This window comes from Bacteroides sp. 43_46, from assembly GCF_001915455.1.
GTDB lineage: Bacteria > Bacteroidota > Bacteroidia > Bacteroidales > Bacteroidaceae > Bacteroides > Bacteroides caccae.
In genome coordinates this window covers 1-2,828 of the sequence record NZ_MNQN01000091.1, presented here as the reverse complement: position 1 = coordinate 2,828, position 2,828 = coordinate 1, and the positions used below count along the sequence as shown (strand labels likewise).

Annotated in this window: 1 protein-coding gene; it reads left to right on the top strand. The window is 46.5% G+C overall.

The features are described from left to right. Positions 1-183 precede the first annotated feature (183 nt). The gene (locus BHV72_RS07090) at positions 184-2,721 is read left to right on the top strand and encodes a zinc-dependent metalloprotease (protein ID WP_234109828.1); all 2,538 of its coding nucleotides are present in this window, start codon (positions 184-186) and stop codon (positions 2,719-2,721) included. Positions 2,722-2,828: the final 107 nt, after the last annotated feature.

The following is a 2,828-nucleotide window of genomic DNA, read 5'->3' as shown; positions in this document are numbered from 1 at the left end:
GGAGAATACTATCGACTATCAAATTATTGTTGAATACTATCGACTATCAACTATCAAATTATTATTTTCCTAATTAATTTTACCACCAAATTTGAAGAAAAACCTGAAAAATAAGGAAGTATCGTTTGGATAGCTCGTGTGAATAGTTAACTTTGCAGTTACTAACATCTTAAAAATAAGAACATGAGAAAACTAACTACCTTTTTGTTGCTTCTGGCAATGTTGATTCCAACGGCCGGAGCGCAGTCAACCGACATCTTTAAAAAGAAGAAAAAGAAAAACAGTAAGACGGAAGCTGTCGACAAAGCGAAAGCCGACTCCATAGCGAAAGCCAAGAAATCTCCTTTCCAACCTTATGCAAGCGTGATCACCGGTAAAGCCAAGACTATGAACGGTTTCTTCAAGGTGCACTGTATAGAAGGAAAATACTTTTTCGAAATCCCCGATTCCCTGTTTGGACGGGATATTCTGATTGTCAACCGTATTGTAAAGGCCCCGGTGGACAAACAAAAACGTAAAGCCGGCTATCCGGGCGACCATATCAGCGACGAAGTGATACGTTTCGAACTGGGACGGGACAACAAACTGTTTATCCGTCAGATCTCTTATCTGGAACATTCCACCGATACACTGGGAATGTATCAGGCAGTGCTGAACTCCAACGTGCAACCTATCGTTGCCACCTTCCCGCTGAAGACGATGCGCAAGGACAGCCTGACGAAAAACTATGTGATCGAAATGACCGACTTTATCCGCAGGGATAATGATATGTTCTCTTTCTCCAACTATGCGAAAGATAATATCGGGGCGACTTCAATGATCTCCGACGCCAGCTATATCGACACCTTGAAAGCCTTCCCGCAGAATATCGAAATCCGCACTGTGCGCACCTTCCAACGGAAACCGCCTATGGGTAGCGCTCTTGAGAAAATGATTGCTCAATACTACAACTCCACCGGTCCGATGACTTACGAACTGAACAGCTCTATGCTGCTCCTGCCCAAAGAGCCGATGAAACCGCGACTCTATGACCCCCGCGTAGGCTATTTTGCTGTCGGCTATAAAGACTTTGACGGTAACCCGCACGGTATGAAATACAAAGCGAATATCACCCGTTGGCGTCTCGAACCGAAAGACGAGGACAAAGAAAGGTATCTGAGAGGAGAACTTGTAGAACCCAAGAAACCGATCGTTATTTACATCGACCCTGCTACTCCTAAGAAATGGGTTCCCTACCTGATTCAAGGTGTCAACGACTGGCAGAAAGCCTTCGAGAAAGCCGGATTCAAGAATGCCATTATCGGTAAGGAAGCCCCCACGGACGATCCTACCTGGAGTTTGGAAGACGCCCGCCACTCGGCTATCGTCTATAAGCCTTCCGACATTCCGAACGCAAGCGGTCCTCACGTACACGATCCCCGCAGCGGTGAAATTCTGGAAACACATATCAACTGGTATCACAATGTAATGTTGTTGCTCTACAACTGGTATATCGTACAGGCCGGAGCCGTAGACCCGGGAGCACGCAAACCTCAGTTTGACGATGAACTCATGGGCGAATTGATACGCTTCGTGTCTTCTCATGAAGTAGGCCACACACTCGGCTTGCGTCATAACTTCGGTTCTTCCGCTACCGTTCCGGTAGAGAAACTGAGAGACAAAGCATGGGTGGAAGCCAACGGCCACACCCCGTCTATCATGGACTACGCACGTTTCAACTACATCGCCCAGCCGGAAGACAGCATCTCACGTGCCGGAATCTTCCCGCGCATCGGTATCTATGACGATTGGTCTATCGAGTGGGGATATCGCTGGATGCCCGAATTCAAGACGGCGGAAGATGAAATTCCTCACATGAACAAGTGGATTATCAGTAAGCTGAAAGAAGACAAGCGTTACACCTTCGGTACGGAAAGCGACCGCGACGATCCCCGCAACCAGAACGAAGACTTGGGAGACGATGCTATGCTGGCTGGTACATATGGTATCAAGAACCTGAAACGTATCATGCCCGAAATTATGAAGTGGACGTACGAGCCGAACGAAGGTTACGAGAAAGCAAGAACTTTATATAGTAATGTCGCCGGACAATTCTCTCTGTATATGGGACACGTGGCGACCAATGTTGCCGGTATTTACAGCACCCCGATTTCGGTAGAGCAGACCGATGTGAAAGCAGTGGAATTTGTGCCGAAAGAAATACAGAAGAAAGCAATGGCCTTCCTGAACAAAGAACTGTTCACCATGCCTACCTGGCTAATGGATAGCCAACTGTTGGAGAAAGCCCAGGTCAACACCTCCAGTTTTATCTTCAGTGTGCAGAGTGGCATACTGAAAGGCTTGCTTAGCAGCCGCACATTGGATAAAATGACAACTAACGAGTTGATGAACGGTACGAAAGCCTACACTTCCGCTGAGATGTTCCAGGATTTGAGAAAGAGTATCTGGAATGATCTGAGAGGAGGGAAAAGACCCGACCTCAATCAACGTGCCTTGCAGAAAGTCTATGTCAACTCATTGACTGCAATGCTCGAGAAGCCGAAGACGAACGCCAATCAGTATATGCCCGATTCTCTGTCGGAAGCATCCGCCATTGCCCGTGGGCAACTGACAGATCTCCGGAGAGACCTTGCCAATGCAGCAAGCGCTTCCGGTGGCATATACAGAAGCCATTATCTGAACCTGAAAGCATTGATTGATACTGCATTCGAAGCAAAATAAAAGGTTGCTTCTTCAAATTTGGTGGTAAAATTAATTAGGAAAATAATAATTTGATAGTTGATAGTCGATAGTATTCAACAATAATTTGATAGTCGATAGTATTCTCC